General features: G+C 33.9%; 16 protein-coding genes. 4 read left to right on the top strand and 12 right to left on the bottom strand.

All coding sequences use genetic code 11. The features are described 5' to 3' along the window. Positions 1 to 4 precede the first annotated feature (4 nt). The 6 genes from SPD89_RS14530 to SPD89_RS14505 form a co-directional block, all read right to left on the bottom strand. Positions 5 to 490, bottom strand: coding sequence for a YtxH domain-containing protein (locus tag SPD89_RS14530; protein WP_336262674.1), 486 nt, complete (start codon positions 488 to 490; stop codon positions 5 to 7). A 13-nt stretch (positions 491 to 503) separates the two neighbouring features. Further along, on the bottom strand, positions 504 to 911 hold the full coding sequence (locus tag SPD89_RS14525) for a DUF948 domain-containing protein (RefSeq protein WP_336262673.1): 408 nt from the start codon (positions 909 to 911) through the stop codon (positions 504 to 506). A gap of 299 nt (positions 912 to 1,210) precedes the next feature. After that, positions 1,211 to 2,515 (bottom strand): UDP-N-acetylmuramate--L-alanine ligase, encoded by a 1,305-nt coding sequence (gene murC, locus SPD89_RS14520; protein ID WP_336262672.1) that lies wholly within the window; start codon positions 2,513 to 2,515, stop codon positions 1,211 to 1,213. Between the two features lie 179 nt (positions 2,516 to 2,694). Then, the gene (locus SPD89_RS14515; protein WP_336262671.1) at positions 2,695 to 3,813 is read right to left on the bottom strand and encodes a nicotinate phosphoribosyltransferase; all 1,119 of its coding nucleotides are present in this window, start codon (positions 3,811 to 3,813) and stop codon (positions 2,695 to 2,697) included. Positions 3,814 to 3,860: 47 nt separating this feature from the next. Continuing rightward, positions 3,861 to 6,026 (bottom strand): DNA translocase FtsK, encoded by a 2,166-nt coding sequence (locus SPD89_RS14510; RefSeq protein ID WP_336262670.1) that lies wholly within the window; start codon positions 6,024 to 6,026, stop codon positions 3,861 to 3,863. 154 nt (positions 6,027 to 6,180) lie between these two features. Next, a complete protein-coding gene (locus SPD89_RS14505) occupies positions 6,181 to 6,990 on the bottom strand; it encodes a DUF1444 domain-containing protein (RefSeq protein ID WP_336262669.1) in 810 nt (269 codons plus the stop codon). Positions 6,991 to 7,154: 164 nt separating this feature from the next. Between SPD89_RS14505 and SPD89_RS14500 the strand changes: the two genes are divergently transcribed. Continuing rightward, positions 7,155 to 7,595, top strand: a complete 441-nt coding sequence (locus SPD89_RS14500; RefSeq protein ID WP_336262668.1) for a YtoQ family protein — start codon at positions 7,155 to 7,157, stop codon at positions 7,593 to 7,595. A gap of 202 nt (positions 7,596 to 7,797) precedes the next feature. Here SPD89_RS14500 and SPD89_RS14495 read toward each other — a convergent pair whose 3' ends face one another. After that, positions 7,798 to 8,301: a DUF84 family protein gene (locus SPD89_RS14495; RefSeq protein ID WP_336262667.1), complete on the bottom strand. Its 504-nt coding sequence runs from the start codon at positions 8,299 to 8,301 to the stop codon at positions 7,798 to 7,800. 24 nt (positions 8,302 to 8,325) lie between these two features. After that, the gene (locus SPD89_RS14490) at positions 8,326 to 9,390 is read right to left on the bottom strand and encodes a M42 family metallopeptidase (RefSeq protein WP_336262666.1); all 1,065 of its coding nucleotides are present in this window, start codon (positions 9,388 to 9,390) and stop codon (positions 8,326 to 8,328) included. Positions 9,391 to 9,546: 156 nt separating this feature from the next. Here SPD89_RS14490 and SPD89_RS14485 point away from each other — a divergent pair, with 156 nt between their 5' ends. Beyond that, positions 9,547 to 9,858, top strand: a complete 312-nt coding sequence (locus SPD89_RS14485; RefSeq protein ID WP_336262665.1) for a PepSY domain-containing protein — start codon at positions 9,547 to 9,549, stop codon at positions 9,856 to 9,858. A gap of 74 nt (positions 9,859 to 9,932) precedes the next feature. On the opposite strand, the gene SPD89_RS14480 is transcribed toward SPD89_RS14485, so the two are convergent. Further along, positions 9,933 to 10,787, bottom strand: a complete 855-nt coding sequence (locus SPD89_RS14480; protein WP_336262664.1) for a YtnP family quorum-quenching lactonase — start codon at positions 10,785 to 10,787, stop codon at positions 9,933 to 9,935. Between the two features lie 86 nt (positions 10,788 to 10,873). On the opposite strand from SPD89_RS14480, the gene SPD89_RS14475 reads away from it, so the two are divergent. Continuing rightward, entirely contained in the window at positions 10,874 to 11,164 is a 291-nt protein-coding gene (locus tag SPD89_RS14475; protein ID WP_336262663.1) for a YtzH-like family protein, read from the top strand. Positions 11,165 to 11,196: 32 nt separating this feature from the next. On the opposite strand, the gene SPD89_RS14470 is transcribed toward SPD89_RS14475, so the two are convergent. The 3 genes from SPD89_RS14470 to SPD89_RS14460 all read right to left on the bottom strand — a co-directional run bounded on the left by SPD89_RS14470 (position 11,197) and on the right by SPD89_RS14460 (position 14,027). After that, positions 11,197 to 11,454, bottom strand: coding sequence for a hypothetical protein (locus tag SPD89_RS14470; RefSeq protein ID WP_336262662.1), 258 nt, complete (start codon positions 11,452 to 11,454; stop codon positions 11,197 to 11,199). Between the two features lie 238 nt (positions 11,455 to 11,692). Beyond that, positions 11,693 to 12,409: a pseudouridine synthase gene (locus SPD89_RS14465; protein ID WP_336262661.1), complete on the bottom strand. Its 717-nt coding sequence runs from the start codon at positions 12,407 to 12,409 to the stop codon at positions 11,693 to 11,695. After that, entirely contained in the window at positions 12,396 to 14,027 is a 1,632-nt protein-coding gene (locus SPD89_RS14460) for a putative polysaccharide biosynthesis protein (RefSeq protein WP_336262660.1), read from the bottom strand. Before SPD89_RS14460 ends, SPD89_RS14465 begins: the two co-directional genes overlap by 14 nt. A 255-nt stretch (positions 14,028 to 14,282) precedes the next feature. Between SPD89_RS14460 and SPD89_RS14455 the strand changes: the two genes are divergently transcribed. After that, complete coding sequence (locus SPD89_RS14455) at positions 14,283 to 14,498, top strand: hypothetical protein (protein WP_336262659.1); 216 nt, start codon at positions 14,283 to 14,285, stop codon at positions 14,496 to 14,498. Positions 14,499 to 14,572 lie beyond the last annotated feature (74 nt).

Below are 14,572 nucleotides of genomic sequence, written 5' to 3'. Positions count from 1 at the left end.
TTATTTAATCTTTTTCTTCTTTGACTTCAGATGAATTATTGGCAAGTTCTTCTGCTTGTACAATATTTTCTGCCTCTTTTTCCACTTCATCCTTTACATCTTTTGCATCTCTTTTTACTTTCTCTGCAATATCTTTTGAAAAATCTTTCGTTTTTTCCGTCACATCTTTTGCAAGGCTTTTTGTTTTTTCAGAAACGTCTTTTGTAAGTTGAGTCGTTGAATCCATTGCTTTCTTTGAAAAGTCAGTTCCTTTTTCTTTTAGTTCAGATCCTTTAACTATGGCCATTTCCGAATACTCCGACCCTTTTTCCTGAACAACATCTTTCCATTCTTCTGCCTTTTCAAGAGCCACCTTTGTTCCTTGGTTAAGATCTTGTCTCAACTCTCTACCGGATTTAGGTGCAAATACTAATGCAATGGCTGCTCCAACAACACTTCCGACAAGAGCACCTAATAGAAAGCCTTTACCATCATTATTGCATTCTGACATTTTTCATTCCTCCCTATTTATTTTTTCTATTTTTCCAGACGTTAAAAATAGCAGTACTCCATTTTACAGCTTCTGTTGCTTTTTCCACATCATCGTCCGCCGACCTGGAAATGTTTGTTGAAAACTTCTTAATAGAATGTGTTAAATTATTAAATGTTTCCCCAATCTCATTAATACCCTCAAATAAACTATTTAAACGGTTTACTTTATAGTTTACATCTTCAGCTAAATCATTCGTTTTCTGAAGTAACAAAGTCGTTTCCGTTGTGATTCCTTCTAATTGTTTCTCCATACCTTCCATTGTATCTGCTACATTGTTTAACGTACGTTGTGTTGCTTTTAATGTTTGAGCTAAATAAACTACTAGTACAGCAAATGCTATAGCTACGATTATTGCTGCTATTGATAATGCGGCTGCCATCTCCATTCACTCCTCTTATTTGTTAATATTTTACTACTAGGTATGTACATTTAGTTCCTAATTTAATACCCCGGATCAATTCGTGACAAAACATTATAAATGACTATACATATATACTAGCTTATTTTGGCAATTTATTTCAACTTTTAACAAAATTCTCTTTGCAAAAAATGAGAAAAATGTCTTTTTTATTTTACGCAAAAATTCGTTTATCTATCCCTACCTCATAATACAAAAGTGTTTACATAACTAATTTACTATGCAAACACCTTAGTATTGTAATTAAACATTCTTACTCTTTACATATTTAATTGCAACGTTTCTTCATAGGCAGTTTGGAATTTTTGAATATCGCCTGCTCCCATAAAAATTAACACACTATCTTCAAATTGTTTTAATATCTCTACATTCTCTAACGTTAATAACATCCCATCTTTTACTTTTGCTAGTAAATCATCTATCGTTAAATCCCCTGTCGCTTCACGAGCTGATCCAAATATATCACACAAAAATACATAATCCGCATTGTTTAAACTGTCCGCAAAATCATTTAAAAATGTTTTCGTTCTTGTAAATGTATGAGGCTGAAAGATGGCAACGATTCTCTCTTTAGGATATTTTTTTCTAGCCGATTCAATCGTCGCTGTTACTTCAATTGGATGATGAGCATAGTCATCGATAAGTATTTGATTTCCAATCACTTTTTCTGAAAATCGTCGTTTCACTCCACCAAAAGTACGTAATTCTTGCATCACTTTTTTGTCCATTTCTTCATAGTGACAAAATGCAATAACTGCAAGTGCATTCAGAATGTGGTGATTTCCATAAAGCGGAATGTGGAATGTATCAAAGTAAGTATTCCGAACAAAAACATCGAACTCCGTACCATTATCAGTCTCATGAATATTATTTGCTTGAAAATCGTTTGATGCTGAAAACCCATAATAAATAATCGGTACTTTCGTTTGTAATTGTTGTAAATATTCATCTTCTCCACAAGCAATTATTCCTTTTTTCACTTGATCCGCCATGGACTGAAATGCATTAAATACATCATCAATATCTACAAAATAGTCAGGATGATCAAAATCGATATTTGTCATAATCGCATAATCTGGTTTATAATGTAAAAAATGTCGCTTATATTCACAAGCTTCAAAAGCAAAATAATCACTATTTTCATGACCTTTTCCAGTACCATCACCGATTAAGTAGGATGTTTTAAAACTTTGCTCTAAAACATGTGCCAATAATCCAGTTGTTGATGTTTTCCCATGTGATCCGGTAACAGCGATACTTGTATATCGCTTTAACCATTCTCCTAAAAACTCATGATATTTATAAAAAGTTACCCCAAGTTCTCGAGCTTTTTTTATTTCAACATGTTCATTGGAAAATGCATTCCCTGCAATAATCGTACTATCTTCTTTAATATTTTTACTAGAAAACGGCAAAATAGGTATGCCTTTTCTCTCTAATTCTTCTTGCGTGAAAAAATATTTGTCTACATCAGACCCTTGTACATTCTCTCCTGAATCATGAAGTATTTGGGCCAATGCACTCATTCCGGTTCCTTTAATACCAATAAAATGGTAATTTGTCATAACTAACCTCCAAAAATATTAGAAAACTTGGCTTTTCGCCCATTATGGCGATAGCCTTAGTTGCACTTATGCGAGCCAAGGAAGTATCTCTTAATAATTCCATAACTGCGGAGAAACTTGGCTTTTTTCTTTCATGACAAAAGCCTTAAAAGTTGTATTTGTTAACCAATTTGATTTTTCTAATAGAGTTTGTTTTCTTTATAAGTTACTTCTTCTAATCGTGGGTTTGGACGGTATTTCCTTCCTTCTTTTGCTGAATGTGTCCCATTTAATAACACATTATCACCAGTAAACCCTATCTTTATTTTAAGTAAACTACTTCCGATTCCATACATATCAACAGGTACATTTCTGCTTTCAAAATAGGTAATACGTTCTTCTGTAAAACCACCGCTAGCAACAATCTTAACATAAGTAAATCCCTCATCATCTAAAGCTTTTCTTAGGGCAAAAATTAATTCAGGATTTACGCCCCGCGGATCGAATGTTCCCATTAAATGATGGTTTCTTAAAAAATATTTATCTACTAAGGTTCTAGATGTATCTAGGCGTACTGAATTCAATTTCTCACCAAACTCACGAGCAACTTTCAATGAATCTGTTATGACGTCATTATTATAGTCAACAAGTGCCATCAGGTCATCTTCGGGAAACATTTCATGATATGCCCTTGAAGCTGCAACAATATCACCACGGAACATTTGGATTAATGCATGAGGCATTGTCCCCATACCTTCCTTCCCCCACCATTCATTCATTGCGTGAGTTGCTTGGGCGGTAGATCCTCCGATAAATGCTGCGTATCCATCTCCAGCTTGTTGTGTATAATGATCATCACGATCTCCCATAAAAATAACTGGTTTTTGCTTTCCGGATGTCCTTGCAGCTTTTACCACATTATATACATTTGTCGCAACAGAAGTTCTTCTAGATAAAATTCCATCAATAATTCCTTCCAAATAGCCGAAATCCTGATATGGTCCTGTCACTGTTAACACTGTTTCAAATGGCTTTATCTTATCCCCATCTTTTAGTGACTTAATCTCCAACTCCTCAGGGTTATCCGCAAAAGTATGTAATAAAGCAATTGCCTCATCTGTTCCACATAGAACTGCATCCTCTTTTTGGAAAAACTGCATCGTTACAATATTATTAGGTAATTTTTCTTTAACGATTTCCCTTGTTTTCAAAAAATATACAGCAGAAAACCAGCCTTCTTTAATTCGTTTATCGAATTTAAATGTTTGATTAGTTAAACGACTAATTTTACCTTGTAATTTCTGTTCTATTTCTTTCATCCTGGAAACTCCTTGTTATTATTCATTTTTATTGAACTAAGAAAGTTCTAAATTAATTCTTCAATTTGTGATTTTGTAATTAATACTTCACGAGGTTTAGAACCATTTTGCGCGGATACAATTCCTTTGCTTTGTAATGCGTCAATTAGCCGTGCTGCTCGATTATACCCTATTCTGAACCTTCTTTGCAATAAGGATGTACTCGCTTGATTTTGTTGTACGACAAAAGAAATCACTTCATTTAATAATTCATCTTCCTCTTCATTTTCTACTTCAATAAGCAATTGTTCTTGTTCGAACAAATAATTCGGCTTGCCTATGGAGCGTAAATAATTTGCAACTCGGTCTATCTCTTCATCTGAGACAAAAGGTCCTTGCAATCTAAGTCTCTTCACACCACCGTTTTCGATAAAGAGCATATCCCCTTTTCCGAGTAATTTTTCTGCTCCATTCGTATCGATTATTGTTCGAGAGTCTACTTGCGATGAAACACTGAATGCAATTCTCGAAGGAATATTCGCTTTGATCAACCCGGTTATAACATCTACGGAAGGTCGCTGTGTGGCAAGAAGCAAATGAATTCCACAAGCTCTTGCTTTTTGTGCAATTCGGCAAATAGCATCTTCTACTTCTTGTGGTGAAACAATCATTAAATCCGCAAGTTCATCAATTACAATTACTAAGTAAGGCATCTTTTCTTTTTTGTGCTCTCTCATCCGTTCGTTATATTTTTCAATATTTCTTACTCCAGTTTCAACGAATTTTTCATATCGTTCTTCCATTTCATTTACAGCCCATTTTAACGCCATCGTAGCCGCTTGAGGGTCTGTTATTACTGGAGCGATGAGATGAGGTATCCCATTGTACGGAGCTAGTTCGACCATTTTAGGATCAATTAATAAAAGTTTTACTTCATCTATTTTGGCTTTATACAATAGACTTAACAAAATCGCATTTATACAAACGCTTTTCCCTGAGCCTGTAGCTCCTGCTATTAGACCATGTGGCATTTTACCGATATTTGAAATGAGTGGTTTACCTTCAATAGTGAGTCCAAGTGCAATAGTAAGCGGTGAAATTTCTCTTTTAAACTCTTCTGTCTCAATTATTTCCTGCAAAGTCACGACATGAGGAAATTGATTTGGCACTTCAATACCGACTGAATTTTTCCCTGGTATTGGTGCTTCAATACGAATGTCTTTAGCCGCAAGATTTAACTTAATATCATCGGCTAAGTTACGAATTCTACTAACTTTAACTCCAAGATCAGGTTGTATTTCAAACCGGGTAACAGACGGGCCTTGAGTTATATTAACGATTTTCGCATTAACATTAAAGTGAGAAAGTGTTTGTTCTAACAATGATTGCTGTTCTTGTAACCATTTTGAATCATCTTGATCTGGTTCTACCCGGTCATTTAATAAATAATTAGGAATATCATGTTTTATTTCTAAGTCTTCATTTATTTTAAATTTATTATCATCATCTTTTTCAAAATAACTATCATCATCCTCTTGTTGATGTAAGCCTTGTCGAATGTCTTTTATTATTTCGAAGTTTTGATGATGAATCAAATTATGCTCTGAAATCTTCCTATCATTTTTCTTTGAGAATTCTGGTATGTCGGTAGAATTTGACTGCTCACTCTTTTGTTCATAATGAGCAACTTCTTTACTTACTGACTTAACTTCAGTAGTTTGTTCTTTCATAATCTCTTCTTCAAGAACTCTATCCCGTTTTCGAAAAATCCGATCCAGTTCTTCTGGTCTCGTAGATCCTGCCAACGGATTGACAATATTTTCTTTTTGATCGGTTTCTGTAATCTTTTTTCTCGGGTTAGCTATTTCTGCATTTGTTTTTTTTCTCCGTAAATAAGCTGGAACTTCTTCAAGCTCATTTCCAAAATTATTTCTTTTATATCCATAAATAAGTGTCTCTTTTTCTTTATTTTTTTTCTGATAAGGAGATAATGTTTTTCCACGCCTTATTTTGTCGTTTTTGGACTGTTTTTCTAATTTATTTTCATCTGGGATTACTGGGAAACGAAAAGGAGTGTCTTGATCTTTAGGATATTGATAAGCTATTTTTGTATTAACATCACGTATATTTACAATTTGTTTATTTGGTTCTTTTTCTATCCCCTCGTCTTCCTCTTCTATAACAATCTCCTCAAAGAAAAAGTTGATTACTTTTTTCTTCCACTGTTTCCACATCCATGTTCACCTGCTTTAGTGATTATCGTACTTTCTATTTTAACAGTTTTTTCAATTTTTGGGCAGACGTTATCTTTATGTGCGTGTTCAACCTTTCTTATTACATAAGTGCAACTAAGGCATTCGCCCAAAATCTTGGCGAACGCCAAGTTTTCTAATCATTATTCCTTGGTTTATTTTTCGCCATGATAAAAATAGGTTCCAATTTTTTATTTTCATAAATGAACGGAAGAGAAGTAATCGGAATCCGACCTTCTGCAAAAAATTTCATCGTCATTTGAGCCAAAATATCATATCCAATATCATTTTGAATATCCGCTAAAATAAGAACATCCTGATGAGGAACTGCAACTGCTAAGTCTCCTCGTGCTTTTTGTTTCATTTCTTCCAAAAATGTATCATTAAGAATCCTGCTTGCATCATATCCATCTTGAGTAGCAAGAAAATAATAATCATTTCCTTGAACTTGATCTACTTTATAATCCAATTTTAATGAGCGAAGGTTGAATAATGCATTTTCATGAATACGTTTTTCGGTCCAGCCCTCTTTTTCTATAAACTCTTCATCAATAAGACGATATGATCTGCCGAGATCAAGTGCATAAAAAATTCTCGTTTCAGCAGTATGTTCTTTTGTTACAAGCTTTTTCTTATCATTCGTTGTCTGTGGAAACGATGTTGATCGAATAACCGGAAAAATATGTTTTTCCATTCCAGTTAAATGATGTACTTCGTTCATAATCGTTAGTGCTTCTTCAAGATGGTCGACGAGTTCGTCGATAACTTCATCCCCACGTTCATTATATTTTGCAATAACACTTGGTAATTTAACGTTGATGCCTTTTTTATTAGCTCTCCATTCAATACGGAATTGATCTTTATCACGGTTAAAAGAAGTTCTATATTCTGGGTTCTTAAATCTGTTTTCAAGAATTTGTTTTAACTTTATACTTGTCAATTTCATTTAAATTTCCTCCAGACAAATTGATAACTTCGGAAACATAGTTATTGCCTATATATTATCATACTATTTTATCTTACTTAAACAACTACACTTTATATTGTCAGTAAGTAAATTATTTTACTTTTTAATATTAACAAGTATAATGACGGTTGGAGGGGATTGCTATGAAGTTAACGGTTTATCTTGCAGGAGAAATACATACAAACTGGCGTGAAGAATTAAGTAAAAAGGCTGGAGAAAAAGGTTTACCTCTAACTTTTGTTTCACCTCAAACGAATCACGATCGGTCAGATGATATAGGTGAAGATATACTAGGAAAACAACCTGGTAACCTTTATAAAGATGCTGCAGCTTCTGATATTAACAACTTCAGAACACAAGTCTTCATGCAAAAAGCCGATATTGTTGTCGCATTATTTGGCGAACAATATCGCCAATGGAATACAGCAATGGATGTAAGTGCTGCTATTACATTAAATAAACCTACTATCATCATTCGACCAAAATCATTAATTCATCCACTAAAAGAACTGTCGAACAAGGCGAACGTCACCGTTGAGACAATAGATCAGGCTTTAGACGTTTTAAGTTATATTTATGAATAATTTAAGATAAGCTATCGCAACTAACATTGCGGTAGCTTTTTATTTAAGCAACAGCGTTAACTAGCTAATTTGCGGTTTATTCACGAAGATACAATTTAAACCACAAAGGTAGCATTTTCATCTTCGGAAGTATGCGTTAGTCCAGATACTTTGTGATATAACCACAAGGTAAAATAAAAGCCGAAGAAGAGCTCTCTTTCGGCTATTTACTCCAGTATTCCATTTGTCCACGTAACAATGTTACTACATGAGAAAACATATCCATGCGTAGCATTCTGCCATTTGTGAATATCCCAATTGCCCCTTCATGGTGACGAATATGTTTCTTCTTTATATAGTTATCCATTATTTCACTTAATTCCAAACCTTGTTCTATTTTATTTTTAAAATTATTAGGTAATTTTATTCTCGCACCACTTGCGGTGTATGTTTTTCCGTCGGCGGTGACTAATGCACCCCAATTACACAATAAAAGCTCACCACGATGCAACATAACGCCTCCTTCTAACCCTATACAAACGCTATTTTGATGAAAGTGATGTGCATTTTTAGCGCGGTTTATTGCTCCCAGTTCTGTTTCTTCATCTCCTATAGGTTGGGCAGATACATTAGAAGGTATCGAATCAGCAATAATTTCTGCTTCTGGAAATACTTTTTTCACTGCATTTATTTTCGTTTCATTTAATGATCCTATTACAATTCTCATAAAAGACCCTTCATTTCTAGCTGTTTATTTTGTTCGAATTTGATCGACAGTTGCTTGATCTGTTTTTCGTACTAAAGTTACTAATAGCTCTTTTGCAGCTGAATAATCATCAATATGAATAATAGAAGCTGATGTATGAATATAACGAGAACAAATTCCAATTACTGCTGAAGGTACTCCACTACTTGATAGATGTACACGTCCAGCATCTGTCCCACCTTGCGAAACAAAATATTGATATGGAATATTATTTGATTCAGCTGTATCAAGGACAAACTCTCTCATTCCTCGATGTGTAATCATTGTCCGATCAAATATCCGTAAAAGTGCTCCTTTTCCAAGTTGGCCAAACTCTTTGTCATCTCCAGTCATATCGTTTGCGGGAGAGGCGTCTAAAGCAAAGAAAATATCAGGCTTTATTAAATTCGCTGCTGTTTCAGCTCCCCGTAACCCTACCTCCTCTTGTACCGTTGCACCAGAATACAATTCATTCGGCAGTGATTCATCTTTTACCTCTTTTAATAACTCAATCGCCAGTCCACATCCATAACGATTATCCCATGCTTTTGCTAAAATTTTCTTATCATTTGCCATCGGAGTAAAGGGACAAATAGGTAGAATCGTATCTCCAGGACGAACTCCCATTTCAAGCGCATCTTTGCGGTCGTCTGCTCCGATATCAATTAGCATGTTTTTAATTTCCATTGGTTTTTTTCGTTGTTCAGGTGTTAAATTATGTGGAGGAATAGAGCCAATTACTCCAATAACAATTTCTTTTTTTGTCATGATTTGAACACGTTGTGCAAGTAAGACCTGATTCCACCAACCACCTAGAGTTTGAAAACGAATCATACCATTTTCAGTAATTTGCGTAACCATAAATCCGACTTCGTCCATATGACCTGCTACCATGACACGTGGTCCATCTCCTCGCTTTACGCCAAAAACACTTCCTAAATTATCGTAAATCACATCATCAGAATACTTTTCTAGTTCATTTTGCATATACTCCCGAACTCTTCCTTCATCACCAGAAGCACCTTGTAATTCTGTTAAATTCTTAAACATCTCTATCGTTTCTTTATTCAATGATTGACACACTTCCTTCTTTATTTTCCATAAGTTATAATTTAATTGTATCGTTTTTGACAATATTTTTCTGTTAATTATTAAATGATCATGTATACTAGAGACAGGGATTATAAATTTAATATGAATACTTTACATAATGGGGTGGGAATTTTAATGAGTCGAAAAAATACTTTACTTGCAGCAGGATTAGGTTTTTTAGTCGGATATTTAATTCGGGATCAATTAGATAATTTCCAAAAAATCACACCAGAAAAAGCACTGCAATTTGCAAAGGATACTTTCGAACAAAATGGACCGATTACTGGTTCGTGGATCTACATGAAGCCCGAAAAAATTGAAAAGAATGGTCTCGTCTATGAAACGTATCGTGGTGGAATTAGCCGAAATGTTGACGGAGAAGACCAACAATATGACTTTTATATCGATATCGATACAGGTGCGATTATCGATGTGGTAAAAAAGTAAATTAAACTTGAAGAATCCGCTCGCTGTAATTCTCTGTTTAAACAGAAGGGAGATTGCGGATTCTTCATCATTAATCACACATATTCATAGCGCTTTCTTTTCAGTTCATCAATTAAGTTTCCCTCTTCGTCAAACCTTACCGCTCTATAATAAGCATCATGATAAAATGTGTACCAAGCTTTACGGTCATAGCCATACTCCATCCATTTTTCCTTTTGATGGACAGATGTTACCGGATAATCATCATAAGCCATTGCCCATAATTTATTTTGATGACCGTATGTTGCCATAATATCTGCCATATGTATGAAGCAATCGGCTCCATCTTCGTAGACTAAGATACTATGCCCATCACTATGCCCGCTGGTGTGAATCATTTTTAGTTGGTCTGTTATTTGAATTTCTTTTTCAAATGTTTCAACCTGAGCTTGAATTGGTTCCCAGTTCATTTTCCAATATGTATTAACTGACCTTATATTCGGATGGCGCATTTCTTCCCACTCAATATCCGAGGTTATTATTGGGATATTTGGAAATACAGGAATATAAATATCACCATTTATTTTTGTTAAACCACAGGCATGGTCAAAATGCAGATGTGTCATTAAAATACAATCAATATCTTGTGTAGTTAAATCTAATTCTGCTAGCGATGTTTCAATGGATGATTCCTCTAACACTCCAAAATTTCTCATTTGCTTTTCTGTTAATTTTCCATTTCCCATTCCTGTATCAATTAAATAGTTTTTTCCCTCTAACTGAAGTAAAATTGGATCTGTTCGTAATTCGATTTGGTTCTTTTCATTTACTGGATATTTTCTACTCCAAAGGGCTTTTGGTACAACGCCAAACATTGCCGCTCCATCAAGGAAATTCACGCCACCATTCAACCAAGTTAACGTTGCTTTTCCAATTTGCAGTTGTTCCACATCTTTACCTCCTTCAAATTGACTTAATAGGAATTTTGTATATTATAACAAATATTCGTCCATAATAATATAGAGGTGATTTTTTCATGTACTTAACTGTACACAATCAATTGACACTATTACATGATTTACTTGATGAGCAAGCTACATTTAAGACAGTCTCAATGAATGAATATAAGCAAATTAAAAAACTAGTGCAAACAATAAGTGCTCATAAAAACATGGATAGTGATTTACAAACTGTGCTTCCCGAAATTTATTATTACGGGATCAAAGGTGAAGTCGCCCACTCATTAACTGACCATATAGAAGAAAATATCGGAAATATAAAAAAGTGGTTGGAAACTATTAATCAGACGAAAGTAAATATAGATTGACAATTAGTATTATAAAATTGATGATGTACCTTTTATCTTAAGTGATAAAGGTGCTTTTTTAATAAAACAGCTAACCGTCTCTCCAGTTTCTCCATCTGCTGAAAAGGAAACGGCTTTTCAGCAGATGTGTTTATTTGCATTGTCGATATAATGTTCACTTTTTTAAAATGGATATGTTTTACGGTACAAACTGTCAAAAACAAAGCGAGTACTTTCCATTTTGAAATCGAATCAATAATCAATACCGAAAGATCGTCTTGATTATTCTTTGTGCGTGGATTAATTTTCATCCCACACCACCAAAATAAGCGTGATTATTAATCGTAATTAAAAAACAGTTTGAGTATTTTTCGTTAATTCATCTGTCTTTCACTAAGATATTGGTTTATATTTATCATTTCCTATAAATCATTTATCGCTACCAGTTTTTTTAAAATTGGATATATTGGCTTGGATAATGTAATGGGTTCGTTTCATAACGCGAATATAGTCAAGGAATTTAATTAATTGTGCCATTTCATTTACTTCTTATTTTTTCATAGATAACACATAAGCTAATTCGTCTTCGGTTAATTTACGGCACTTCCCTATAGGAAGATCCTTATCTAATTGTAGATCTCCAATACTCAATCGTTTTAAATAAAGAACTTCCATATTAATTGCTCGAAACATTCGTTTTACTTGATGAAACTTCCCCTCACATATTGCAAGTTTAATCTCTGAAATTGAATCACTTTTTACGATCTCTAAATAAGCTTCCTTTGTTTTATATCCATCATCCAAAATAATTCCTTCTCTAAATTGCTCGATATGATTATCAAAAACTTTACCTTTAATTTTTGCAAAATACGTTTTATAAATTTCTCGGTTTGGCGATGTAAACGCATGATTCAATTGTCCATCATTTGTTAGCAGTAATAACCCTTCCGTATCTTTATCTAATCTTCCTACTGGTGACAGATCATAATGTTGATATTCGAGAGGAATTAAATCCAAAACCGTTTGATCATAGAGATCAACGGTTGCTGACAAATATTTTGGTGGTTTATGTAGCATAATATACATATATTTTTGATAATGTACTTTCTGTTTATTTACTTCAATTAATTGCTCATCAGGATTTACATGTAAATTACTTTTCGTTATAACGTTATTATCGACAGTTACGAGCCGCTTTTTAATTAATTCTTTAACTTCTTTTCGAGTTCCAAACCCTGTATGAGCAAGTAATTTATCTAGTCGCACGTTTTTTCCTCCTAAAACGTTTTAAAATATTTGTATCCCCAAAAACAAAATCAATTAATGTTGACTTATAAGCTAAGAATAAATAGACTGACGCTCCAACACTTATGCCGATCAAGAGCATAACAGTTGCAGCAAACCGACTCTCATCAAAAGGCAAAAATAGGCCGAATATGATTTTAGTTATTTCTATTACTCCCCACATAACTAAGCTAAAAATCACCATAAATATTGTTCGCTTTAATGTTTGTTTATAAGAGAATAAAATTGCTCGGTTTATTTTCCAAAAATTAAGAGCTACTGCTACACCGACAGCAAGACCAGTTGCAAATATAGAACCTTTTCCAGCAAATATATGTATTAAAGCTGAGTTTAATAAAACTTTTGTTAAAAAACCTGCAGTAAGACTTACTAAAGCGAATCGTTGTTCATTGATCCCTTGTAAAATTGCTGCTGTGACGGTAAATAAAGCAAATAATAAAGCAACCGGAGAATACCAAGCAAGTAAAGACCCGGTTAAGTCCAAATTTTCCATACCATACAGTGAACCATATGCTTCATAAGCAAGTGCCGATAAACCGACAACGGCTGGTATGACGAGTAATAAGACGATTTGCAATGCTTGATTTATTTCTATCATTAATTTTTGTCTATTCTGTTTTGTAAAAGATTCTGTAAGTGCTGGAACAATTGTTAAGGAAAGTCCTGTTGCTATTGTAACTGGTATGCTAATCAATTTATGTCCGTATAAGTTGATTGTCGCAAGGGATAATTCAGCAATTTTTTCATATCCGCTAACTACCATTGCTCTGTTGAAAGTAAATGAATCAACTGTTTGATAAAGTGGAATAGCAATCCCAACTAATATAAATGGACCCGCATAAGAAAATAATTCAAAAATTAACTCCTTTGTTGAAATGTTTAATGTTTTTGTTGACGGTTCAACTGCGCTTCTTAATTGTTGACGCTTTTTTCCCCAATAGAACCATAAAATAATACACGACGCCAATGCTCCAATGAAAGCTGCAAAAGTTGCAAAACTGACTGCTAAAACGACACTTCCATTATAAATTTTTATAATAATAAAAGCAGATATAAGTACAAATGCAATTCGGACAATCTGTTCAACTACTTGAGATAATGCAGTTGGTTCCATTGTTTGATTTCCTTGGAAAAAACCACGTGCAACACTCATTGCTGGAATAATTAAAAGTGCAAAGCTTACCATTTTCATGACTTGTTCTACATCTTCAACTTGGTTTCCATGTGTATCACTATAAATAAACTTGGAGGCCAACCAACCAGAACCAAAATATAAAAAGATAAATGCTAAAAAACCTGTAATAATCATTAAAAGCAAGCTAGTTCTAAAAATTCGTAGTCCTGTATCATAATACCCTAAAGAATTATATTTCGATACAATTTTCGACACGGCTAGCGGAACTCCCACTGTTGAAATGCTAATTAAAATAGTATACGGGTTATAAGCATAGTAATACAAGGCTCCCCCTTGAGCTCCAACTAATTCATTAAATGGGATAACATAAATCATTCCTAAAAACTTCGATAAAAATGCGGCTCCCGTTAATAAAACGGTACCTCTTAAGATTTTATTCGACATGGATCCACCTTCGTATAATTGTTGTACTTCCAAAGCTATTTTACCATACTTTACTCATGTTGAAACATTTATCGACAATTGATATATTTTTAGGACAAAAAAGTAAAAATTGTTGTAAACTTTACTCTCTAGGTAAATCATTCCGAGTATTAAATAACATGAAGGTGCTAAACTATAATAGAGATTTGGCAATTGCCTTACTTCTCTTTCTTCCAATAATAATGAAGGGAATGATTTTAATTGAAAAAGTCTGAAATGTGGCTAACTTTACTCGCTTCCGTTGGTGTTGGTGCTGCAGCCTTTTATACAATGTCGAAAAGCGATCAGCCAATGACAAAAGCGATGGAAAGTGTTGCACCAATGTTGAATGGTATGACAAATACTAACAGTAATATGAATAGTAGTGGCAATACTATCGGTACTGGCGGCGAAAGTAATACTGGTAAATTTGGTCCTCATGGTATGAGTTAACATTCCTAAACAATAAAAAGAACACAAAAACGGCTTATTTACTTATGTTGTTAGTAAATAAGCCGTTTTTCCTT

Origin of the sequence: Pseudogracilibacillus sp. SO30301A (assembly GCF_037072025.1) — a bacterium.
Taxonomy (GTDB): domain Bacteria; phylum Bacillota; class Bacilli; order Bacillales; family Amphibacillaceae; genus Pseudogracilibacillus.
Note: the sequence above shows the minus strand (reverse complement) of the source record. Positions and strands in the feature narration are given on the sequence as shown.